Raw genomic sequence first — 23,730 nt, forward strand, 5'->3', positions numbered from 1 at the left:
CCGATCTCCTCTAAAGCCAGACCATCACCGCCCCAAATATTGCTGCGCCTTTTCTCTACCGCCGCGGTTGCGAGGATCATTGTGCAGGCGCTAAGGAGGGCGCATGCTTAGCCCCCCGGTTCCCGCCCATCCCCTGCGCTTCGGCAATTTCCGGGCCTATCTGCTGGGGCGGCTGGCGACGGTTCTGGCGCAATATAGCATGATGATCATATTGGGCTGGCAGGCCTATAATGTCGCCCGCGAAACGATGAGCACCGCCGCCGCCTCGGCCCAGCTCGGCCTGATCGGGCTGGCGCAGTTCCTGCCCCTCTTCTTCCTGACGCCCGTGACGGGATGGGTGGCCGACCATTTCGACCGGCGCCTGATCACCCGTTTCACCCTGCTGCTGCTGGTGCTGGCGTCGGCCGTCCTCGCCTTCGCCACCTATGAGGGCTGGGTCAGCCTGCCGCTGATCTTCGGCATCGCCGCCCTGGTCGGCGTCGCGCGTGCATTCAATGGCCCGGCCTATAGCGCGCTCGCCCCCAATCTGGTCCCGCGCGAACTGCTGCCCAACGCGATCGCCATTTCCAGCGTCGTGTGGCAGGCGGGCATGATCGCGGGCCCGGCGCTGGGCGGCTATGCCTATGCGATGCAGCCTTGGGGGGCCTATGCGCTGGCGTCGGGGCTGTTTACGGTCGCCCTGCTCTGCATGATGCTGATCGGCCCGGTGCCTCAGCCGCCGCGCGACACCAGCCGGCACCCGGTGCGCCAGATGATCGACGGCCTCACCTATGTCCGCACCAACCGGCTGGTTCTGGCGACCATCACGCTCGACCTGTTCGCGGTGCTGCTGGCGGGCGCGACGGCGCTGCTCCCGGTCTATGCCCGCGACATATTGCATGTGGGTTCGGCCGGCCTCGGCCATCTCGCCGCTTCCCCCGGCATCGGCGCGGGGGTCACGGCCCTTTTCTTCTCCTTCCGGCCGATGAAGACGGAAGTCGGACTCAAGATGCTGGGCGCCGTCATCCTCTTCGGCATCGCCACGATCGTCTTCGGCTCGACCGCCTTCCTGCCCCGCGCCATCGCGCCGGAAGTCGGCATCGGCGCGCTGATCCTGCTGGGATCGGCCGACATGGTGTCCGTCTATGTCCGCCAGTCGCTGATCCAGCTTCACACCCCCGACGAGATGCGCGGCCGCGTATCCAGCCTGTCGCAGCTCACCATTTCCGCCTCCAACGAACTGGGCGAGGCGGAGTCCGGCTTCCTCGCCGCGCTGGTCGGGCCGGTCGCGGCGGTGATCGGCGGCGGGATCGGCGCCATCGTGATAACCCTTATCTGGGCGAAGCTCTTTCCAGAACTCCGCCTTGCCCGTACCTTCGACCCACCCGAAACAAGGGCGGCCGAGCCCACGCAGGAGAAAGTGCAATGAAGGCATCCAGTATCTTGGAAACCATCGGCAACACGCCGCATATCCGCGTCAACCGGCTGTTCGGTGATGCGGAGGTGTGGATCAAGTCCGAACGGTCCAACCCCGGCGGGTCGATCAAGGACCGAATCGCCCTGTCGATGATCGAGGCGGCGGAGGCGTCGGGCGATCTCAAGCCCGGCGGCACCATCATCGAACCGACATCCGGCAATACCGGCGTCGGCCTGGCCATGGTCGCGGCGGTCAAGGGCTACAGGCTGATCCTGGTCATGCCCGAGAGCATGAGCCTGGAACGCCGCCGGCTGATGCTGGCCTATGGCGCCAGCTTCGACCTGACGCCGCGCGAAAAGGGCATGAAGGGCGCGATCGAGCGTGCGCTGGAACTGGTCGAGCAGACCCCCGGTTCCTGGATGCCGCAACAGTTCGAGAACCCCGCCAATATCGACGTGCATGTCCGCACCACGGCGCAGGAAATCGCCACGGATTTTGCCGACTCGCCGCTTGACGCGCTGATTACCGGCGTCGGCACCGGCGGCCACATCACCGGCGTCGCGCAGGTGCTCAAGCAGCTCTGGCCCCATCTGAAGGTCTATGCGGTCGAACCGACCCTGTCCCATGTCATCAGCGGCGGCCAGCCCGGTCCTCACCCGATCCAGGGGATCGGCGCGGGCTTCATCCCCGCCAACCTCCACACCCAGTTGCTGGACGGCGTGATCCAGGTCGATCCGGCCGACGCCAAGGAATTTGCCCGCCGCGCCGCGCGGGAGGAAGGCGTGCTGGTCGGCATCTCCTCCGGCGCGACGCTGGCCGCCATCCATCAGAAGCTGCCGGAACTCCCGGCGGGCAGCCGCGTTCTGGGCTTCAACTATGACACCGGCGAACGCTATCTGTCGGTGCCCGACTTCCTGCCCGAATAAGGCCAGACACAGGCTAGAGCCGGAACGGGCATGACCGACGCAAACCCCACCAGCCAGCCGCATCGTTCGATGTGGCTGCTCTGGCTCGTGCTGTTCGTCGGCCTGCCCGCTATGGTTTCCGCCTGGGAGGCGCGGGTGCCTCCCGGCAGGCCGCGCCCGGAAGCCGTCGCCGCCGCCCGGCTCACGCGCCCCGCCACGCCGCCGCCGGCAGTCGCGCCGGTGGAGGTCTATGCGCTGGAGCGCGATCAGGCGCGGGCCTTCAACGCCGCCATTCCCTTCTCCCGCCTGCCCAATCCGGCGGCGCGGCCATTCCTCTTCTCAGGATCGCCCATCGACCTCGCCCGCGCCACGGACTGCCTGGCCGCCGCGCAGCTTTACGAGGCGGGCGACGATGCCGTGGGCGAGCGGGCCGTCGCGCAGGTGGTGCTGAACCGCGTGCGGCATCCCGCCTTTCCCAAGACGGTCTGCGGCGTCGTCTTCCAGGGGCAGGAACGGGCGACGGGGTGCCAGTTCACCTTCACCTGCGACGGCGCGCTCGCCCGCACGCCGACACAGGCGGCCTGGGAAAGGGCGCGGGACATCGCGCGGGCGGCCCTGGCGGGCAAGGTGTACAAGCCGGTCGGCTACGCCACCCATTATCATACCGATTGGGTCGTGCCCTATTGGAGCGGCAGCCTGGACAAGATCACGTCCGTGGGCACCCATCTCTTCTTTCGCTGGCGGGGCTGGTGGGGCACGCCCCCCGCCTTCCGCCGCGCGGGCGAAAGCGGCGAGCCGCTGGTGCAGCGCATCGCGCGCCTGTCCGCCGCGCACCAGGGCGATCCGGATGCGCCCGCCGGTCTGTCCCCGCCTGCCCTGACCGGCGGCACGCTGGCCGACCTCGCCGCCCGGCCGCAGCAGGCGATAGGGGCGGATTCGCTGGGCCGGACGATGGCCGGCGTCCGGCTCATCGCCATCGCGCCGGGGGCCAGGAGTTTCCTGGTCGAACTGGGGCGCGCCATCTCCCCCGACAGTTGGCCGACCATGGCCCAGACCTTCTGCGCCGGGCGCCCGGAATGCCGGATCATGGCCTGGCGAGCGGGAACCGCGCCGGGCGGCCTGCCTCTGTCGGGCGACCAGATGGAAAGCATGGCCTTCGCCTATATCCACAACAGCGCCACGGGATTGCAGCGCTCGCTCTGGAACTGCTTCCAGACGCCGCGCGGCAACAAGGATGAATGCATGCTCCAGCGGAACCCCAGGGCGGCAGCCCCGCCGCCGCCCGCCGCCGCGCCGGAACTGGCGGGCGTGCGCCGCAAGGAACGCTTCGAAGTGGTGAAGATCGCGCCGCCGTCGCCGGCCGTGACGGCGCCCGCCCAACCCTGAAGGGCGCTCCGCCTCGCCTGCTATTCCATGTCCTCGAACCCGCTCAGGCGCGGCAGCGCGCCGATGCGGGCGACCAGTTCGGACTGGCGGCTGCAATCCAGCTTCACATAGATATTCTTGATCTGCGTCCGCACGGTGTTGAGCGCCACGCCGCGTTCCTGCGACAGGTCTTCCAGGCCCCGTCCCTGGCAAAGCGCTTCGGCCACCTCCGCCTCCGCCCTGGTGAGGCCGTAAAGCGATCGGATGCGGCTGGCGAGGCTCTGGTCCCGGTCCGCGGGATCGGTGGCGATCGCGACGATCTGCCGCTCCATGCCGACCCGCACCGCGGCGATCGACAGCACATAGGGCGCGCCCCGTTCGCGATGGACGAAGATCGCGCTCGCCTGTCCACCCTGCCGGGCCGTCGCGGCCCTGAAGGCGGCCTGCAACGCTTCGTCGTCGCGGGGATCGCGCGCCTTCAACTGCCGCTGACGCAAGCTCAGCGCATCACCCCGGCGCAGCAGCGCGTCCGCCATCCGGTTGCAGTCGATCAGCGCGCCGTTGGCGCGCAGGGTGAAGACGGCATGGCCCACCATGTCGAGCGTGGCGTGCAGCGAACGGCCATAATGGTTGGCGCGGTCCAGCTTGCTGCGGATCGCGAACATGCGGCCGATATGATCGATGCTGTCCTGCATCGCCCGCACTTCGTCCTCGTTGAACGGCTTTTGCGCGCGGCCCCGATGCAGGCCGATATGGCCGGTCGTCCCGTCCTTCCGGATCACGCCGCCCAGGCAACGGAAAGTATCGTCGCCCATGCCCTTGATCCACTCATTGTAGATGCGGCTGCCTTCATAGGCATGGGTCGGTACGAGCGCTTCGACATTCCAGACGCGATTGACCGCCTCTGCCCGGTCCAGCGCAACGCCCCAAATGTCGTCGTCCTGAAACTCCTCGTCGTAAAGCGCCATTTGCGCATCGGTGAAATAGCCGGAGTAGGAGATTTCCGCGACATGCTGGGGCGTGCGGCCCCAATGCAGAACGCCCGAGCGCGCGCCGACCGCGTCGGCCAGCGTCGAAGCCAGCCGGTCGAACGCGCCGTCGTCGGTCGCCGCGTCGTAAATATCCTCCGTCCGGATCACAGCTTTGCCCCGATCTCTCCACGTCCCCATGCGGAATATACGCAATTGCGCCCTGCCGCATTGCACAAATCGGACACCGATCCATTCAAATTGCTGGAAAAACGGATAAAGCTGCCGTCGTGCCGCGTCCCTTGCTCCTCCTCCCCCGCTTTTCCGCAGACGGGGCCTGGCTTCCGGTCCTCGCCCTGTCGGCCATGACGCTGCTGGTCCAGGGGTGCACGCTGATGTCGCTGGGCGTGCTCCTGCCCGGGATCGCGGCCGATTTCGGGGGGCAGGCGGGCGGCGGCGCCACCGCGTTCCTGCTGGCGATGAGCCTTGCCAGCCTGGCGGTCGGCTCGTCCATGGGAAAAGCCGGCGTCCGGCCGGTGCTGCTGATCGGCGTTCTGCTCAGTGCGGCCGGCTTCGCGCTCGCCGCCATCGCGCAGCAGCGAACGGCCTTGATGGCGGGCATGGCGCTGTCGGGCTTCGGCGCGGGCGCATCGACCATCGTGCCCGGCATCGCCGTCATCACGCGGCATCATGTGGCGCGGCGAGGCCTGGCGCTTGCGGTCTTTCTGGGCGCCGCCGTCGTCGCGGGCGCCGTCGTACCGCCATTTGTCGCGGCGGCCATGACCTTCTGGACCTGGCGCATGGCCATGCTGTTCTGCTCGGCGGCGATCGTGCTGGCCTGCCCCCTGCTGGTGCTGCTCGTCCCCGGGGACCGGACGGATGCCGGGCCGATGCCGGTGGAGCGGACCGCGCTCCCGGCAGCCATCCGGACGGGGAATTTCCTCCGGATCGTGCTGGCCATGACCCTGTTGCAGCTCGCGATCAACGGCGTGCTGTTCGCGGCGGTGGACAGCCTGATGGCGGAGGGCCTGAGCCAATCCACGGCGGTCCTCGCCTATAGCAGCGCCAATCTGCTCGGCCTGCCCGCCCTGTTGATGGGCGGCATGCTGGCCGACCGGCTCGGCGCGCGGCACAGCCTGACCGCGACGGCGCTGCTGCTGGCCGCGGGGACCATGGCGCTGCTGGGCGTCCGCATGATGGACATGGCCGGGGTCTGGCTGTTCGTCCTGCTCTGGGGCGTTGCGAGCGCGCTGCCGGGCCAGTCGGGATCGATGCTGCTGGCCGACGCGGTGGAGGCGGAGGTGTTCCCCCGGCTGCTCGGCCTCAACACCGCGATCATCAGCCTGGTTGGCGCGCTGGCGCCGCTCTGGACAGACCAGATGCGCGCGGCGGGCGGCGGTTACGGCTTGCCCGTCTCGGTCTATGCGGCACTCGCGCTGGCCGCCGCGCCGCTTATCGCATCGGTTCGTTCGTCACAGGCCGAAGCTGGCTGACAGACCGACAGTGCGCGGCCGTTGCGCCATTTCGCGCAGCGGCGATCCGGTTACCGGCACTAGCTCCGCATTGCGGTAGAGCAGCGCGCGGCTGTTCAGCAGATTGTCGGCAAAGGCGGACAACTGCCAGCCATCGCGGCCAAGCCCCATGCGCAGGAACAGCAGTTCGCTTCCCTCGCCCGAATAGACACGCGGATCATAGGCCACCGACCGGGTCGAAGGTGCGCGGCGATAGCGCCCTGCCTGCCGCCATTCGGTCCGCACGAAACCGTCCAGCCGCCCCGGCAGCGTAAAGCCATATTCCGCCGCCAGCGTCCCCGACCATCGCGGTACATAGGGTATCCGGTCGCCCGCCGCGACGATAGTCGAGCCTGGAAGCCCAACATCGCGGCGGAAACGCGCATCCACGAAGCCGAACGAGAAATCCAGCACCAGCCGCCGCAGCGGCTCGCTCCGTAACGCCAGCTCGACACCCTGATTGCGAGCCGCCCCCAGGTTGTCGACATAGGAAAAGCCGCAATTGGGCAAGGTGACGGACTGCTGTATGCGTCGCCAGTCGATGCGGAAAGCGGCCAACGACAAGTGAAGCCGCCGAGCGGGCAATCCCGCCTTTACGCCCACCTCATAACTCCAGAGCGAGTCGGAGCCATAGCTGTCCGGTGCGGCAGCGCGGCCCAGCGCCGAAAGATCGGCCGCGCAACTGTTCGCCGGCACCGCTCCATTGGTCCCCCCGCCGCGAAAACCCTTGCCGGCGCTCAGATAGACAAGACTGTCGCCCCCCGGTCGCCAGGACAGCCCGGCATAGGGAATGAGGGGCGTATCGCTTTGTCCCCGGGGCCCGACCGCGTTGCTGCCGCCCGCAAAAGGCCCCTCCGACATCAAGCGGAAGCGCAATGGATTATAGGACAGACGCAGGCCTCCCGTCACTTCCCAACGGGGCGCGAAGGTCCAGTTTGCCTGCCCGAAAACCGCCAGCGTGCGCTCGCGAATTTGCTGCCGGCTTTGATAGCTCAGCCCGCCGGGCAGCAACGGCAGGCCGAAAATCTCCTCGATCGACAGGCCCAGTTGCGACTGCGCGAGATCGGCGATCCCAGGCTCGACCACATGCTGTTCCATGGCGATCCGCGATCGGCTGTAGAAGCCGCCGACGAGCCAGCGGACGGACGCACGAGGATCGGCGGATGCAATGCGCAACTCCTGCGTGAAAACCGTTTGATCGACCGTCGTCCGGCTATAGCTGCCGCCGGGCGTACGGATTCCCGGGACCATGCCACCCAATATGATCTCTCCGAAATATCCCGAATAATCCACTATCTGGCGGTTGCGGCGGTCCAACCAGGCGGTGACGCCGGTGAGCACGGCGCCGCCCAGGTCCAGCCGCGCAGTGAGGCCGGGCAAAAGGAAACGATCATGGCCCGGCTGGCGGAGGCTGGCGGTCTGACGGAAGAGACCCAGGCTGCTTTCGTAAAAGGGCAGGTCGCCCCGCTTCGCCCTCTGGAAGAAAAGCGACGGCGTCAACTCCAGGCGCTCGCCAAGAGCCGCCTTCAACGCGAAGCGCAGACCCAGCGCCGCGTCGTGATCGATATTCTTCGTCAACAGCCCGCCGGAAACAGGGCCGAACCGGTCGATAACGCCGGCATCGCGGCGATAATAAGCGCTGACGCGCATGCCGATCTGGCCGGGCAATATGGCGCCGCCCAGGGCCGCCTGCATTTCGCGGCTGAATCCCCCTCTCCCGACCAACGCAAACTCGCCGCTGGCCTGCCCATCCAAGCCTTCCAGTTGAGGCTGCCGGGTCAGGGTGCGGATGGTGCCGCCCATGGAATCCGCGCCGAACAGCGTGCCCTGCGGCCCGCGCAGCACCTCGACGCGGTCGAGGTCGAAACGGCGCAGGTCGGGATTGCCCGCCACCTCCAGCGACCGGATCTGAATAGGCACGTCATCGACATAGAGGCCAATCGTGGATGCGCCGATGGGAGAAAAGACGCCGCGCATGATCGGCTGCTGCGCACCAAAGGCACCTATGGTCGGCATGGTGAGATTAGGCACGACGCCAGCCAGATCGGCCAGCCTGGCAATACCGCGCCGTTCCAGATCGGCCGCATCAAGGCGGTCAAGACTGATCGGCACCCTCTCCTGCGCTTCGGCCACGCGACGGGCGGTGACGAAGACGGCATGCTCGCCGGCGGAAGGTTCCCCGGCTTCATCGTCCTCCTGCCCATAGGCAGGCGCCGCCATGGCCAGTGCGAAAGCGCAACACAGACGCGCCCATGGCTTCACGACAGACGAGCAGACGGCAGAAGAGGTTGAATCCCGGCAAAAGCCATCCCATCTCTCTACAGCAACGACCTGACGCGGCAACCAGCCAGAATCAACAGACCTGCCCCCTTCACAAGAGCGGGCATAGAGCCTATATGGGTCTTTCAAATCCGGCTCTTGCACTGCCCTCGGGCGTGCGGGAACCGTCCCCCGGATCGCCCGGGGACCGGCTTCGTTTAGCGCACGGGACCGGCGGGATTGGGCGAAAACGGCGGGTCACAAGACGCTGACAGTGCGGATCGGACAGTCCCGGCCCGCACTTTTTTGCGTGGCGGTGGAGGGGCGAATCACCCCTGAAACCGACAGGCCAGGCTGAATTTTCGCTGCGATGCGAAAAAATGCGACGAACAACCAGGCAGGATACGCAATGGCGACCAAAGCTCTCCCCACGATCAGCAATACCGGCGCGAAGAAGCGCATCAGAAAGGTATTCGGCGACATCCACGAAGTGGTGCAGATGCCGAACCTGATCGAAGTCCAGCGGGAGAGCTATGAGCAGTTCCTCCGTTCCGATCCGTCGATCGGCTATGTCTCCGGCCTGGAAAAGACCCTGCGCTCGGTCTTCCCGATCCGCGATTTCGCCGGCACCGCCGAAATGGACTTCGTCCATTACGAGCTGGAAGACCCGAAATATGACGTCGAGGAATGCCGTCAGCGCGGCATCACCTATGCGGCGCCGATGCGCGTCACGCTGCGCCTGATCGTGTTCGAGGTGGATGCCGACACCGAAACCCGCTCCGTTTTGGACATCAAGGAGCAGGACGTTTACATGGGCGACATGCCGCTCATGACGCAGAACGGCACCTTCATCGTCAACGGCACGGAGCGCGTCATCGTGTCGCAGATGCACCGCTCGCCGGGCGTCCTGTTCGACCATGACCGGGGCAAGACCCACTCTTCGGGCAAATATCTGTTCGCCGCCCGCGTGATCCCCTATCGCGGTTCGTGGCTCGACTTCGAATTCGACGCCAAGGACATCGTCAACGTCCGCATCGACCGCAAGCGCAAGCTGCCGGTCACGGCGTTGCTCTATGCGCTCGGCCTCAATGCCGAGGACATTCTGGGCTATTTCTACAACAAGGTGACCTTCCTGCGCGGCGAAGGCGGCTGGCAGATTCCCTACACCGCCGAAGCCTGGCGCGGCCAGAAGCCCGCCTTCGACATCGTCGACGCCAAGTCGGGCGAGGTGGTGTTCGCCGCCGGTCACAAGATTTCGCCCCGCGCCGCCAACAAGGCGGAGAAGGACGGCCTTGAAACCCTTCTGATCCCGACCGAGGAAGTCTATGGCCGCTACAGCGCCTATGACCTCATCAACGAGTCGACCGGCGAAATCTACATCGAGGCCGGGGACGAAGTATCGCCGGAAAATCTGGAGAAGCTGGACAAGGCGGGCATCGACCGCCTCGAACTGCTCGACATCGACCATGTCACCACCGGCCCGTGGATCCGCAACACGCTGAAGGCCGACAAGGCCGAGGAGCGGGACCAGGCGCTGGCCGACATCTATCGCGTGATGCGCCCCGGCGAACCGCCGACGAAGGAAACCGCCGAAGCCCTCTTCGCCGGCCTCTTCTTCGATCCGGAACGCTACGACCTGTCGGCCGTGGGCCGCGTCAAGCTCAACATGCGCCTCGACCTCGACGCCGAGGATACCGTCACCACCCTGCGGACCGAGGACATCCTTGCGGTCGTCAAGGAACTGGTGAACCTGAAGGACGGCAAGGGCGAGATCGACGACATCGACAATCTCGGCAACCGCCGCGTCCGCTCGGTGGGCGAACTGCTGGAAAACCAGTATCGCGTCGGGCTTCTCCGCATGGAGCGCGCCGTCAAGGAACGCATGTCGAGCGTCGACGTGTCGACCGTGATGCCGAACGACCTCATCAACGCCAAGCCCGCCGTGGCCGCCGTGCGTGAGTTCTTCGGCTCCTCGCAGCTTTCGCAGTTCATGGACCAGACCAACCCGCTGTCGGAAGTCACCCACAAGCGCCGCGTGTCGGCGCTTGGGCCGGGCGGCCTGACCCGCGAGCGCGCCGGCTTCGAAGTCCGCGACGTTCACCCGACCCATTATGGCCGCATCTGCCCGATCGAAACGCCGGAAGGCCCGAACATCGGCCTGATCAACAGCCTCGCGACCTTCAGCCGCGTGAACAAATACGGCTTCATCGAAACGCCCTACCGCAAGGTGATCGACGGCAAGGTAACGAACGAGGTCGTCTATCTGTCGGCGATGGAAGAAGCCAAGCACACGATCGCGCAGGCCAACGCCGAGCTGACCGAAGAGGGCACGCTGGCCGAAGACCTGATCTCGGCGCGTGAAGCGGGCGAATTCCTGATGGCGCCCAAGGACCACATCACCCTGATGGACGTCAGCCCCAAGCAGCTGGTGTCGGTCGCGGCCTCGCTCATCCCGTTCCTGGAAAATGACGACGCCAACCGCGCGCTCATGGGATCGAACATGCAGCGTCAGGCCGTGCCGCTGGTCCGTGCCGAGGCGCCGTTCGTCGGCACCGGCATGGAAGGCACGGTTGCGCGTGACTCGGGCGCCGCCATCGCGGCGCGTCGCGCGGGCATCATCGATCAGGTCGACGCGACCCGCATCGTGATCCGCGCCACCGGCGACATCGAACCCGGCCAGTCGGGCGTCGACATCTACACGCTGCAGAAGTTCCAGCGCTCCAACCAGGACACCTGCATCAACCAGCGCCCGCTGGTGAAGGTGGGCGACCTGATCGAAGCCGGCGACGTCATCGCGGACGGCCCGTCGACCGAGTTCGGCGAGCTGGCGCTGGGCCGCAACACGCTGGTCGCGTTCATGCCCTGGAACGGCTACAACTACGAGGACTCCATCCTGATCTCCGAGCGGATCGTGAAGGATGACGTCTTCACCTCGATCCATATCGAGGAGTTCGAGGTCATGGCCCGCGACACCAAGCTGGGTCCGGAAGACATCACCCGCGACATTCCGAACGTCGGCGAGGAAGCGCTGCGCAACCTCGACGAGGCGGGCATCGTCTATATCGGCGCCGAAGTGGAGCCGGGCGACATCCTGGTCGGCAAGATCACCCCCAAGGGCGAATCGCCGATGACCCCGGAAGAAAAGCTGCTCCGCGCCATCTTCGGTGAAAAGGCGAGCGACGTGCGCGACACCTCGCTGCGTCTGCCGCCGGGCGTGGCCGGCACGGTCGTGGAAGTCCGCGTCTTCAACCGCCACGGCATCGACAAGGATGAGCGCGCCATGGCAATCGAGCGGGAGGAAATCGACCGCCTCGCCAAGGACCGCGAGGACGAACGCGCCATCCTGAACCGCGCGACCTTCAACCGCCTCCAGGAAATGCTGCTGGGCCAGACCGCCACGGCCGCTCCCAAGGGCGTGCGCAAGGGCGTGGAAATCGACGAAGCCCTGCTGGCTGAGGTCGAGCGTCATGAATGGTGGAAGTTCGCCGTTGCGGACGACGCCCGCCAGGCCGGCATCGAAGCCGTCAAGGCGCAATATGACGAAGCGGTGAAGCTGATCGTCGAGAAGTTCGAGGACCGCGTCGACAAGCTGCAGCGCGGCGACGAACTGCCCCCGGGCGTGCTCAAGATGGTGAAGGTCTTCGTCGCGGTGAAGCGCAAGCTGCAGCCGGGCGACAAGATGGCCGGCCGTCACGGCAACAAGGGCGTCATCTCGCGCATCCTGCCGATCGAGGACATGCCGTTCCTGGAGGACGGCACCCATGTCGACATCGTGCTGAACCCGCTGGGCGTGCCGTCGCGCATGAACGTCGGGCAGATCTTCGAAACGCACCTCGGCTGGGCCGCGCGCGGCCTGGGCCAGCAGCTCAAGCATGCGCTGGAGGAATGGCGCGAAGCCAACCCGAACGCGCAGGGCGGTGAGATGCCGGATGCGGTGAAGACCCGCCTGCTCGAAACCTATGGGCCGCAATATGCCGACCAGATCGAAGGCCGCACGGCCGACCAGATCGTGGACCTGGCCGAACATCTCGCACGCGGCGTGCCGATGGCGACCCCGGTGTTCGACGGAGCCCGCGAAGCGGACGTGTCGGCGATGCTGGAACTGGCGGGCCTGCACTCGTCGGGGCAGTCGGACCTGTTCGATGGTCGCACGGGCGACAAGTTCGACCGCAAGGTGACTGTCGGCATCATCTACATGCTGAAGCTGCACCACCTGGTCGACGACAAGATCCACGCACGCTCCATCGGCCCCTACAGCCTCGTCACTCAGCAGCCGCTGGGCGGCAAGGCGCAGTTCGGCGGCCAGCGCTTCGGTGAGATGGAGGTGTGGGCGCTCCAGGCCTATGGCGCCGCCTACACGCTGCAGGAAATGCTGACGGTGAAGTCGGACGACGTGGTCGGCCGCACCAAGGTCTATGAGGCGATCGTCAAGGGCGACGACACGTTCGAGGCCGGCATTCCCGAAAGCTTCAACGTGCTGGTCAAGGAAATGCGCTCGCTGGGCCTCAATGTCGAACTCGCGTCGATGGACGAGATCGAGGACGATGACGGCTTCGCGCAGGCGGCGGAATAAAGGGAACTCCGGAGCGCTGTCTCCCGAAGACGGCGCTCCCTCCCTGCCCCGCCCCGAACAATTTACCCTCTAGAGGGACTGAAAAATGAACGAACTGACGAACTTCGCCAATCCGATCCAGAAGCCGGAAACCTTCGACCAGATCCAGATCGGCCTTGCCTCTCCGGAGCGCATCCGCAGCTGGTCCTTCGGCGAGATCAAGAAGCCGGAAACCATCAACTACCGCACGTTCAAGCCGGAACGTGACGGCCTGTTCTGCGCCCGCATCTTCGGTCCGATCAAGGACTATGAATGCCTGTGCGGCAAGTACAAGCGCATGAAGTACAAGGGCATCGTCTGCGAAAAATGCGGTGTCGAAGTCACGGTGTCGAAGGTCCGCCGCGAACGGATGGGCCATATCGAACTGGCCGCGCCCGTCGCGCACATCTGGTTCCTGAAGTCGCTGCCCTCGCGCATCGGCCTGCTGCTCGACATGCAGCTCAAGCAGCTTGAGCGCGTCCTGTATTTCGAAAGCTACATCGTCACCGAGCCGGGCCTGACCCCGCTGGAGAAGTATCAGCTCCTGACCGAGGACGAACTGCTCGACGCGCAGGACGAATATGGCGAAGACGCCTTCTCCGCCGGCATCGGCGCGGAAGCGGTCAAGCAGATGCTGATGGACCTCGACCTTGAGGGCGAGAAGCAGGCGCTGCTGGACGAACTGGCCGTCACCAAGTCGGAACTGAAGCCCAAGAAGATCATCAAGCGGCTGAAGGTCGTCGAGTCCTTCCTGGAATCGGGCAACCGGCCGGAGTGGATGATCCTGGACGTCGTGCCGGTCATCCCGCCGGAACTGCGCCCGCTTGTTCCCCTGGACGGCGGCCGCTTCGCGACCTCGGACCTGAACGACCTCTATCGCCGCGTCATCAACCGCAACAACCGCCTGAAGCGGCTGATGGAACTGCGCGCGCCGGACATCATCGTCCGCAACGAAAAGCGCATGCTGCAGGAGGCCGTCGACGCCCTGTTCGACAATGGCCGCCGCGGCCGCGTCATCACCGGCGCGAACAAGCGTCCGCTGAAGTCGCTGTCCGACATGCTGAAGGGCAAGCAGGGCCGCTTCCGTCAGAACCTGCTCGGCAAGCGCGTCGACTATTCGGGCCGCTCGGTCATCGTGACCGGCCCGGAACTCAAGCTGCACCAGTGCGGCCTGCCCAAGAAGATGGCGCTCGAACTGTTCAAGCCCTTCATCTACGCCCGCCTCGACGCCAAGGGTCTCTCCATGACCCTGAAGCAGGCCAAGAAGTGGGTCGAGAAGGAGCGCAAGGAAGTCTGGGACATTCTCGACGAAGTCATTCGCGAGCACCCGGTCATGCTGAACCGCGCGCCGACGCTCCACCGCCTCGGCATCCAGGCGTTCGAACCCGTGCTGATCGAGGGCAAGGCGATCCAGCTTCACCCGCTGGTCTGCTCGGCCTTCAACGCCGACTTCGACGGCGACCAGATGGCCGTCCACGTGCCGCTGTCGCTGGAAGCCCAGCTTGAAGCCCGCGTGCTGATGATGTCGACCAACAACATCCTCAGCCCCGCGAACGGCAAGCCGATCATCGTCCCCTCGCAGGACATGGTGCTGGGCATCTATTATCTGTCGATGGAACGCGAAGGCGAGCCGGGCGAAGGCATGCTGCTGGCCGACATGCAGGAGGTCCATCAGGCCCTCTATGCCAAGGCCGTCACCCTGCACTCGAAGATCATCAGCCGCGTGCCGCAGACCGACGAAGCCGGCAATCAGTATATGAAGCGCTTCGAGACCACGCCGGGCCGCATGCTGCTGGGCGAATGCCTGCCCAAGTCGCACAAGGTGCCCTTCGACGTCGTCAACCGCCTTCTCACCAAGAAGGAAATCGGGGACGTCATCGACCAGGTCTATCGCCACACCGGCCAGAAGGACACGGTGCTGTTCGCCGACGCCATCATGGCGCTGGGCTTCCGCCACGCGTTCCAGGCGGGCATCAGCTTCGGCAAGGACGACATGGTGATCCCGGATTCGAAGACCGCGATGGTCGACGAAACCAAGGCGCTGGTGGCCGACTATGAGCAGCAATATCAGGACGGTCTGATCACCCAGCAGGAAAAGTACAACAAGGTGATCGACGCCTGGAGCCGTTGCGGCGACCAGGTCGCGAACGCCATGATGGACGAAATCCGCGCCCAGCCCAAGGACCCGAATACGGGCCGCATGGCGCCGATCAACTCCATCTACATGATGGCGCATTCCGGTGCCCGTGGTTCGCAGGCGCAGATGAAGCAGCTTGCCGGCATGCGCGGCCTGATGGCCAAGCCGTCGGGTGAGATCATCGAAACGCCGATCATCTCGAACTTCAAGGAAGGTCTCACCGTCCTTGAATATTTCAACTCCACCCACGGCGCCCGCAAGGGTCTGGCCGACACCGCGCTCAAGACGGCGAACTCGGGTTACCTGACCCGCCGTCTGGTCGACGTCAGCCAGGACTGCACCGTCGTCGAGGAGGATTGCGGCACCGACAAGGCGCTGGAGATGAAGGCCATCGTGCAGGGCGGCTCGGTCATCGCTTCGCTCGGCGAACGAATTCTGGGCCGCACCACGGCGCAGGACATCGTCGACAGCAAGGACGGTTCGGTCATCGTGCCGATCGGCACGCTGCTCGACGAAGCGCTGGTCGCGCAGATCGAGGCCATCGGCACGCAGGCCGTGAAGATCCGCAGCCCGCTGATCTGCGAAAGCAAGATGGGCGTCTGTGGCAAGTGCTACGGCCGTGACCTCGCCCGTGGTACGCCGGTCAATATCGGTGAAGCGGTCGGCGTCATCGCGGCGCAGTCCATCGGCGAGCCGGGCACGCAGCTTACCATGCGGACCTTCCACATCGGCGGCGCGGCGAACTTCAACGAAACGTCGAACCTGGAAGCCATGTCGGACGGCACGATCGAGCTGCGCGACATGCCGACCATCACCGACAAGAATGGCCGCCGCCTGTCGCTCGCCCGCAATGGCGAGATCGCGATCATCGACAGCGAGGGCCGCGAGCGCGAAACGCACCGCCTGCCTTACGGCGCCACCATCCTGTTCGCGGATGGCGACACCGTGAAGAAGGGCGATCGCTTCGCTGAGTGGGACCCCTTCACCATGCCGGTGATCACCGAAAAGCCGGGCATCGTGAAGTATCAGGACCTGATCGACGGCAAGACGCTGACCGAACAGACCGACGAAGCGACCGGCATCGCGCAGCGCGTCGTGACCGAGCATCGTGGGTCCGCCCGCACCAAGGAAGACCTTCGTCCGCGCCTCACCCTGCTCGACGACCAGTCGGGTGAAGCCGCACGCTATATGCTGGCGGTGGGGGCGACCCTGTCGGTGGACGACGGCGCGCAGGTGCAGGCCGGTGACGTGCTGGCGCGTGTCAGCCGCGAAGCGGCCAAGACCCGCGACATCACCGGCGGTCTGCCGCGCGTCGCCGAACTGTTCGAAGCCCGCAAGCCCAAGGACAATGCCATCATTGCCAAGGTGTCGGGCCGCGTCCAGTTCCTCAAGGATTACAAGGCGAAGCGCAAGATCGCCATCAATCCGGAGGATGGCGGCGAGCCGGTCGAATACCTCATCCCCAAGAGCAAGGTGATCGACGTTCAGGAAGGCGACTATGTGAAGCGCGGCGACAACCTGATCGGTGGTTCGCCCGACCCGCACGATATTCTCGAAGTGCTCGGCATCGAGCCGCTGGCCGAATATCTGGTTGCCGAAATCCAGGAAGTCTATCGACTGCAGGGCGTGAAGATCAACGACAAGCACATCGAAACGATCGTTCGTCAGATGCTGCAAAAGGTCGAGATCACCGTGTCCGGCGACACCACGCTGCTGGTGGGCGAGCAGGTCGACCGCGAGGAGATGGAGGAGATCAACGCCAAGCTCCAGCCCGGCTTCCAGCCGGCAGAGGGCAAGCCGGTGCTGCTCGGCATCACCAAGGCGTCGCTCCAGACGCGCAGCTTCATCTCGGCGGCCTCCTTCCAGGAAACCACCCGCGTCCTCACGGAAGCGGCGGTCCAGGGCAAGAAGGACACGCTGGTCGGGCTCAAGGAGAATGTCATCGTCGGCCGCCTGATCCCGGCGGGCACCGGCGCCGGCATGAACCGCATGCGCGTCGCCGCCTCGTCGCGTGACGCGGCGATGCGGGCGGCGCTGCGGGCCTCCAGCCAGGTCGACCTGATCGCGCCCAAGACGGCTGCCGAAGAGCATGCCGCCGAACTGCGCCAGGGTCCGGAAGCCGCCATTGGCGACGATCCGCTGGCCGTCGTCCAGGGTGAGGATTTCACCACCGAGGACATGGAATAAGCGCTTTGAAATAATGGGGTCCGCTTCCTATCTCGGGAAGCGGCTCCCAGCCTTCGTACCCCATCGGGGATCGATGAAGAGCCCGCCGGAAGCGACAGCCTGTCCGGCGGGTTTTCTTTTATGGTTGCGCCGGGCAGGGCATGAAATTGTCCGGCAGGCCTGTCGCAAAACTCTTGACCAATCCGGAATCGCCGCCTATTTGCGCCTCTCCGGTGAGCCGCTGGCTCATCCTGATGCCCGATCCTCTAATGGTAAGAGAGCGGACTCTGACTCCGTCAATCAAGGTTCGAATCCTTGTCGGGCATCCACACTTTCCCCAATAAATTCAGCAACTTCGCGGTGCCAAGCCCCTCCTCCTCCCGCAATCCTATGTTGCAAGGGAAACCCGCGCAATTCCGCCGTTTTCCGGTGATTTCCAAGAGTTCCCGGCGGCTCCATGCAACATGGATGCAACATGGCAGGGGCCAAACTCTTTGGGATTATTTCCTTAGGTAAATGGGCGAATCACGCAAAATTTGGTAGTTGGAAGTCCTCACCTCCCCTTGGGTGAGATGCCCCGCGCTACCCCCTTCTAAGCGCGGGGCTTTCCATATCCCCGTAGACCGTGGTGCTGAGTTCCTCTGCCTTCATCTCGACGTCTTCCTGCGATGGCGAGCCGTCGAACGGATCGGCGGTTAGCGGTTCGTCCTTTCGAGCAGGGCGCTGTCAGAACATCTTCAGTTCAAGCAAGACCCCCCGCGAGGGCTTGCCCAGTTCACCTCCAACAATCATGCCAATGCACGCGGACGCTATGGCCTGATCTGCAAGCTTTTCACCAATCCATCCGTTATGGTCGCGGCTGATATAGCCTATGCAGATACCGCGCCGGGAGAGAACAGCGATCGCCAAAGAATCATAAGGGTTGTGTGGCTCTGCAACCAGTTTCACGGGCTCACCCACTCGACAGCGCCGAATTTCAGATTGGCGCGATGAGCCATCCGAGTTTTTGTGGCTCTCTCCGACTATGCCTACCGTGTAAATTCGGCGGAGCTGCTGCACATCATCCTTGCCGCCGCCAAACAATCGACTCAACCATCTCATAATCTGCCCCCGAGCTGTCAGGTTCGGACGGCTCCCCTGCTGTGTCAATCGACGCTAAGAGCTGGAACGACCGGCAGCCGCAGCACTGATGGAGGGGATCACCGCTGGTCTGCGTATAATTTCGAGCGGCTCCGCCAGTCACTACCACCATGACATTGCTGCTGGCCTGGGCATAAACCAAGGTCGCATTTCAGAGGTCCACCGGCAAGCGCTGAGCGCGATCCGATCTACAAAGGAGGGCGTGCATCGCAGCTCGCCCTTTCTTTTCCTGCGGCGACTTCCCTAGACGGGGTCATCCGCAAAGGCGATCGACACAGTTGAAGAATTGCCGCGCATTTTGATAAGATTCCTATCCCCAGGAAAGCTGCCTGGGATAGCGCCCCCTCAATGTGGGCGCTTTTGTTCAACTCAAGGAGGAGCAAAGATGCGTGATGTTTCGGATAAGGCCTACTATGAGCGCCGCGCCAGAAGCGAAATCCGAAAAGCCAACACCATTGATGATCCAACAGCCAAGCGGGTTCATCTCGCATTGGCGGCGAACTATCTCAAGCAAGCCCGATCCATGGACGAGGCGCTAGACGTGATATGATCACTCTGCTGTGCACCTGTGGATATAATCCGGAATCGTGGGGCACCTATCATTATGGGCATATCGTACCCCTATAGATTGACTGTAGCTTACTGGTCACAGGCTATGCCTGTGTGCGACCCAACCTGGCCCTGCCTTTCCTTCGCGTGAGGCGGGGCATTTTGACACACCAACGGCGAGTCATTCCCAGCGCAGCGGTTATCGCTTTTCTCGTCGCTAAACTGCGCTGGTGTCATTCCGATTCCGTCGGCTTAAAGTGGCGCCGTTCGGGCATGACGCGGTGGGAGCCTGCGAGTTACGATGGAGGCGCCCACCTAGCCATGTTGATGCGACAGCGGGCTGTCCGTTGCCCGCGGTCTCGCTTCGCTAGGCACACGCGGGCGGGGCATCTATTGACTGCCTATGCCTACCGCGCAACCATGCCTCTATGACACCGCTCGAACGCGCCGCCCGTGCCATTTGCCACGATTTTGGGGTCGATCCGGATTACACGATGACAGACGAAGACGATGTTCATATCGGTTTCGGCTTCAAGCCTCCGCATCCCGCGTGGACACGCTATGTCAGCTTAGCCCGCGCCGCGTTTCTAGCGGTACGCGATCCGAGCGAGGCCATGATATACGCGCACAGCGAGGGTGGCCTTGGATTTAACGATAAGGTCATTGAAGATTGGCAAGCGATGATAGACGCCATGCTGGAGGAGAAGCCCTGATCACCCCTCTGATTTTGGTCGCCGCCGTGATCGTCAATGACGGCAACAACCTCCGCATCGACATTAAAGTTGAATGATCCTCGCCTTCCTCATCAGCATCTACCAGCCTCCAACGATCTGCACCGCGATCGACGGCGACACGCTCCGATGTTCCGAGATCGGCCGGGTAAGGCTGCTCGGCATTGATGCGCCTGAGATGGCAGGGCACTGCCGCAAGGGCCGCGCCTGCGCGCCCGGAGATCCGGAGAAGAGCAAGGCCCATCTCGCCAGGCTTATTGCTCCAGGGGTGGTGATCTCGCCTGTCACCCGCGACCGCTACGGCAGGACCGTGGCTCAGGTCTATGCCGGCGAGAAGAACGTTGCGTGCGAGATGCTGCGGAAGGGGCTGGCAGTGTACAAGCCTGCTTGGGATAATGGCGGCCGGCTGGCGGCGGACTGCAGATGAGCCGCTATCGCCACCGCTGGAAAGACCGGCACGATGATCTTGTGAACCGCGGTCGCGAAGGTCCTTGGCCCATGCGGATAGAATTCGCCTTGCTGGCCGGCCTTTCTCTGCTGGGCATAGGCTCCTGGGTGGTGTCGAAATTCTAACACAAAGTCAGCCCTGTCGATTCCCTGCTGTTCTTGTCATCTCAGATTGGATCGAGGGCGTTGCTGGATCAGGTTGGTCTGTTTCGCATTTGCAGATGTAACTCGAAGTTCTAACAATCGCTTTCTGCCAAATGCGTCATACATGACAAAAATGCGGTTCCCCACCGCTTTAGACGTCCAAATCGGGCCCGGTAGGACCCACGATTTCTCAACCCTGACGGCGCAGGAAGCCCTCGCGCCCAGATTTCGGATCAGTCATCCGCGCCTCGCGATAGCGTTGCAATCGCCTCCTTCAGGCAACACCGCACTGGTCAGCTCAATCTTGTGCAGCATGCCGCCTTCATTTCTTGCTAAACCTTGACCTGATATCAACAAGCTGACACGGCGCAGCCGTGCTGATCGGAGGGGGATCATGGCTGAAGAACTAGGTTTGCTGTTCGACAACCGCTTCATGGAGCGGCACGCTGGCTCGATCATCACCGACGCTTCGACTGCTATCGTTGAACTGGTCGCAAATGCATGGGACGCTTGGGCGACACAGGTGGACATCGTATGGCCTGAGCGAACGGGCGACGAACCTTTCACCATCTCGGACAACGGCAAGGGGATGACTGAAGCGCAGTTCCTCACTCGATGGAAGACGCTGGACTACAATCGCGCACGGGAAGACGGGAATAGCTCAGCGCCTCCGCCAGAGCTTTCAGACCTCAGTCCTCGCACAGCATATGGGCGCAATGGAAAGGGCCGCCATGCAGCTTTCCGGTTCGGAGAAGCGTATAAGGTCCGCACTTGGCGTGATGGCCGCTCGACCACATTCGAGGTTCGAAGGGGCGTGACCCAGCCGTTCACGATCGAACGCATAGCCGCAGCGGATGAGGTGGAGGGGCACGGCACTGAGATTATGGCCATTCAACCCCATCTGGTCATGATGTCAGCTGAAGAGGCTCGGGAGGTGATCGGCACTCGGTTTCTTGCTGACCCCAATTTCCGGGTTACTCTGAACGGAACGACGATCACGTTCGATGACATCCCTGAAGCTCAGCGTCGGACGGTGGATGTTGACATCGAGGGATACGGCACAGCGCAACTCATCATCATCGATACCCAGAAGGCAGATAAAACGACCCGGCACCACGGCATTGCTTGGCGCGTGAACAATCGCGTCGTGGGAACGCCAGGATGGGTAGGATTTGATCAGGAGCGCCTCGTTGATGGACGGAGCAGCGAAGCCAAGCGCTTCATCTTTATCGTCCGTGCCGATTTTCTTGCGGACGAGGTTTTGCCAGATTGGGCGGGTTTTTGGCCAAACGGACTCGCATGGCCAGCTACTCAATCGGCCGTGCATGCCAAAATTCGGGAGCACCTAAGTGACTTCAGTGCAGATCGCCGTAGGGAGACAAAGGAAACTGTTCGCGAAAACCTTGGCAAGACAGTTTCCAAGCTGCCGCCCGTAAGTCGTGATCGCTGGAATGATTTTGTAGATCAAGTCGTCGATACGTGCCCATCTATGAACCTTGACACGGTAGAGCAGGTCGCCGCGGTCTTGGCGAATCTCGAGCTGTCCACGTCGAAATTCGAATTGATTAACAAGCTACACGAAATGAAGCCAGGCGATCTCGACGAATTGAATGCACTTCTCATGGATTGGTCAGTCCGCACCGCGAAGATGGCTTTGGATGAAATCGCGCAGCGTCTCCGTCTCATCCAAGAGCTTGACCAAAAGCTCCGCGACGAAACCATGGATGAAGTTGGCGACCTCCAGCCACTCTTCGATCGTAGTCTTTGGGTGTTCGGGCCTGAGTTCGAAAGCTTGGAGTTCACTAGCAATCGGGGCATGACCGAAGTGATCAGCAGGCTTTTTGGCCACGCAGACAAAGGTAGCCGATTGCGACCGGACTTCGTGATTCTTCCCGACGGCAGCGCTGGATTTTATAGTCGAGACTCCCATGATCTGGGGCACGACGTTGACGGTGTATCCCGGCTTGTGATCGCGGAGATAAAGAAACCTGGTGTTCTGATTGGCTCGAAAGAGAAGCAGCAGCCTTGGCAATACGTACGCGAATTGATTGCCAAGGGATTGGTGAATGATAGCACCATCGTAACCTGTTATGTGCTCGGATCCCGCATTGACCCTACTGAGGTAGGTGACGAAACCAAGAACAACGGTCGCGTGACGATCCGAGCGATGACGTATTCAACCTTCATCAAACGTGCAGAGAAGCGGATGCTGGGATTGCGGGAAAGATTGCGAGACGCGCCTTTTTTGGCGGAGCTCGGCATTGAACCAGAAGCTTACATGGCTCCTCAGTTGCCCCGACAGGCTGGGCTAGGCTTCTGAATTTTGCTACTGCTCCGCAAAGCCCCCGAACTCGACGGCCGAAATCCCGGCCGATCCTCTACGAGGACGCAAACGGCGAAATGCGCCGGTCCTACGAAATGGACCGGAGCTGGTTCAGCCTGTTCGCAACGCGTTTCACTGGCTCCCTAATTGCCACGGCAGGCTGAGCTGAGACAGCCGCTCAACCCCACCGTTTCCAATATCCCAACAGCCACGATTAAATCCGCCATAGCGGGAGCAGACTCGAAACTCACACCGTAATAATGCCGTCGGGGCTCCTTCTTTTGGCTATTGCCGTAAGCACCCGGATCACGTGATTATACTTGTGCGTTTTTGCACATTCTGACATAGAAATCCGGTCATGGCGCCGCATTTTTGCGGAGCGATTGCCATGTTCAAACCCACGGTCGCCGGACCGTCTTCTGCCCAGTTTCGAGAGTTGGAGCGCCAGATTCGCGAAAAGGCGGAAAGCGCACTCCTACAAGCCAGCCATCAAGGGGGTAGAATTGCTGTCAGCAGGATCCGGGGCGCTATGGCACGCGCTGGCCTTGGCCGGCTCGGCAATGCAGTGGAAGCATCTTCCGACCTGGATAAAGGCGGGCGCCTCCATCGATCCTCTGCTCGCGAGGTCTCGGCGTCCAGCGCCGTGCATCTGAAAAGTCGAAACGAAAGAACCGTCGGCGCAATTGAGGCGTACACCCGCGGCGCCAATATCCGCCCGCGGAACGCTCGCTGGCTTTGGATTCCCTCTCCCGAGTTGCAACGCCGCGTGAAAGGCGGTGGACGCGTTGAACCGTCCAACTGGAAATCGTCAGGTCTGGAACAGCGTATCGGGCCGCTCGTACAGATTCCCGGCAAGCATTCCGGCGAGGTCCTGTTGATTGTGCCCGCTGTGACAGTCGCCACCAGTGGCAAGGCCCGCCCTCGTCGCCTCCCCAGGCGGGGCGGCATCCGTCTCGGTCGCGAACTCCGCGAAAATTTTATCGCCTTCACAGGCATCCGATCAACGTCGCGCCAGGCGCGTGTCGATCCCCTTCAGATCATTGATGGCGTGCGGGCTGAGCTGCCCACGCTCCTCGCTAGAGAATTGGAGAAATAAGC

The 23,730-nt window shown here is 63.4% G+C and carries 14 protein-coding genes and 1 tRNA gene; 12 read left to right on the forward strand and 3 right to left on the reverse strand.

The genetic code is table 11. From position 1 onward, the window contains the following. The first annotated feature begins 103 nt into the window (after positions 1-103). Genes EWH10_RS06265 through EWH10_RS06275 form a run of 3 tightly spaced genes read left to right on the forward strand, consistent with a single transcriptional unit; the run spans position 104 to position 3,687 of the window. Positions 104-1,408, forward strand: a complete 1,305-nt coding sequence (locus EWH10_RS06265) for an MFS transporter (RefSeq protein WP_044661643.1) — start codon at positions 104-106, stop codon at positions 1,406-1,408. Continuing rightward, on the forward strand, positions 1,405-2,322 hold the full coding sequence (gene cysK / locus EWH10_RS06270; RefSeq protein ID WP_044661642.1) for a cysteine synthase A: 918 nt from the start codon (positions 1,405-1,407) through the stop codon (positions 2,320-2,322). The genes EWH10_RS06265 and cysK overlap by 4 nt, the downstream gene beginning before the upstream one ends. Before the next feature lie 30 nt (positions 2,323-2,352). After that, positions 2,353-3,687 (forward strand): cell wall hydrolase, encoded by a 1,335-nt coding sequence (locus EWH10_RS06275; RefSeq protein ID WP_044661641.1) that lies wholly within the window; start codon positions 2,353-2,355, stop codon positions 3,685-3,687. Between the two features lie 20 nt (positions 3,688-3,707). Here EWH10_RS06275 and EWH10_RS06280 read toward each other — a convergent pair whose 3' ends face one another. Further along, positions 3,708-4,805 carry a helix-turn-helix transcriptional regulator gene (locus tag EWH10_RS06280; RefSeq protein WP_229742467.1) on the reverse strand — a complete coding sequence of 366 codons (1,098 nt, stop codon included), beginning with the start codon at positions 4,803-4,805 and terminating at the stop codon, positions 3,708-3,710. A gap of 119 nt (positions 4,806-4,924) precedes the next feature. Here EWH10_RS06280 and EWH10_RS06285 point away from each other — a divergent pair, with 119 nt between their 5' ends. After that, a complete protein-coding gene (locus tag EWH10_RS06285) occupies positions 4,925-6,127 on the forward strand; it encodes an MFS transporter (RefSeq protein ID WP_229742469.1) in 1,203 nt (400 codons plus the stop codon). Here EWH10_RS06285 and EWH10_RS06290 read toward each other — a convergent pair. Beyond that, complete coding sequence (locus EWH10_RS06290) at positions 6,107-8,365, reverse strand: TonB-dependent receptor (RefSeq protein ID WP_044661638.1); 2,259 nt, start codon at positions 8,363-8,365, stop codon at positions 6,107-6,109. The two genes, EWH10_RS06285 and EWH10_RS06290, sit on opposite strands and share 21 nt — an antisense overlap. 448 nt (positions 8,366-8,813) lie before the next feature. On the opposite strand from EWH10_RS06290, the gene rpoB reads away from it, so the two are divergent. The 3 genes from rpoB (at position 8,814) to EWH10_RS06305 (ending at position 17,627) form a co-directional block, all read left to right on the forward strand. Beyond that, complete coding sequence (rpoB, locus tag EWH10_RS06295; protein ID WP_044661637.1) at positions 8,814-12,977, forward strand: DNA-directed RNA polymerase subunit beta; 4,164 nt, start codon at positions 8,814-8,816, stop codon at positions 12,975-12,977. Positions 12,978-13,062: 85 nt separating this feature from the next. Beyond that, the gene (gene rpoC, locus EWH10_RS06300; protein WP_037482269.1) at positions 13,063-17,319 is read left to right on the forward strand and encodes a DNA-directed RNA polymerase subunit beta'; all 4,257 of its coding nucleotides are present in this window, start codon (positions 13,063-13,065) and stop codon (positions 17,317-17,319) included. 234 nt (positions 17,320-17,553) lie between these two features. Next, positions 17,554-17,627 (forward strand) — tRNA-Gln (locus EWH10_RS06305). A gap of 397 nt (positions 17,628-18,024) precedes the next feature. Here EWH10_RS06305 and EWH10_RS06310 read toward each other — a convergent pair. Continuing rightward, on the reverse strand, positions 18,025-18,399 hold the full coding sequence (locus EWH10_RS06310; RefSeq protein WP_083199066.1) for an HIRAN domain-containing protein: 375 nt from the start codon (positions 18,397-18,399) through the stop codon (positions 18,025-18,027). Between the two features lie 424 nt (positions 18,400-18,823). Here EWH10_RS06310 and EWH10_RS21675 point away from each other — a divergent pair, with 424 nt between their 5' ends. From EWH10_RS21675 to EWH10_RS06330, 5 genes are all read left to right on the forward strand, one after another. Then, a complete protein-coding gene (locus EWH10_RS21675; RefSeq protein WP_165363324.1) occupies positions 18,824-18,988 on the forward strand; it encodes a hypothetical protein in 165 nt (54 codons plus the stop codon). Positions 18,989-19,415: 427 nt separating this feature from the next. After that, positions 19,416-19,700: a hypothetical protein gene (locus EWH10_RS06315; protein ID WP_065846485.1), complete on the forward strand. Its 285-nt coding sequence runs from the start codon at positions 19,416-19,418 to the stop codon at positions 19,698-19,700. Between the two features lie 73 nt (positions 19,701-19,773). Continuing rightward, a complete protein-coding gene (locus EWH10_RS06320; protein WP_065846486.1) occupies positions 19,774-20,145 on the forward strand; it encodes a thermonuclease family protein in 372 nt (123 codons plus the stop codon). Between the two features lie 558 nt (positions 20,146-20,703). Further along, positions 20,704-22,629, forward strand: a complete 1,926-nt coding sequence (locus tag EWH10_RS06325) for an ATP-binding protein (protein WP_065846487.1) — start codon at positions 20,704-20,706, stop codon at positions 22,627-22,629. Between the two features lie 391 nt (positions 22,630-23,020). Then, positions 23,021-23,728, forward strand: a complete 708-nt coding sequence (locus tag EWH10_RS06330; protein ID WP_229742471.1) for a hypothetical protein — start codon at positions 23,021-23,023, stop codon at positions 23,726-23,728. Positions 23,729-23,730: the final 2 nt, after the last annotated feature.

Origin of the sequence: Sphingobium fuliginis (genome assembly GCF_004152845.1) — a bacterium.
Lineage (GTDB): Bacteria > Pseudomonadota > Alphaproteobacteria > Sphingomonadales > Sphingomonadaceae > Sphingobium > Sphingobium fuliginis.